The organism is Corynebacterium sp. UMB6689, assembly GCF_030215295.1.
GTDB lineage: Bacteria > Actinomycetota > Actinomycetes > Mycobacteriales > Mycobacteriaceae > Corynebacterium > Corynebacterium aurimucosum.
This window is the reverse complement of record NZ_JASOLS010000095.1, coordinates 1-329: the sequence shown is the minus strand read 5'-3', so window position 1 is coordinate 329 and position 329 is coordinate 1. Positions and strand designations below refer to the sequence as shown.

The following is a 329-nucleotide window of genomic DNA, read 5'->3' as shown; positions in this document are numbered from 1 at the left end:
GTTAAGGGAAAGGCTAAAATTCAGGAAGCTGTTAGTGTGGCGCCCTCCCATCCTCTCTTTTTCTTTTTTGCTCAGTGTAAGCAGACTTAGGAATCCATATGCATATTCTTTATGAAGACTCACCTCGTGGGCTTATGCTCGAGTCTGCGCTGCATATCGGGGCGGCCGAGGGCGATGAGGCTATTACTGTGGAATCCGTGGCTAAGCTGGCGGAGCTTCCCGTCGCCGAGGTACGCGCGGAATTTCCTGATCGCGAGGCAATCGTGCACGCGCTTCCTGATTACGTAACTGAGCGGAAAGTTAAGTTCCTCGAGGAAACGCTCGATGCT

Annotated in this window: 1 pseudogene; it reads left to right on the top strand. The window is 52.3% G+C overall.

Going from position 1 to position 329, the window contains the following annotated elements:
• Positions 1-98 precede the first annotated feature (98 nt).
• Positions 99-329: pseudogene (locus QP363_RS12810) on the top strand (hypothetical protein); the annotation flags it as partial.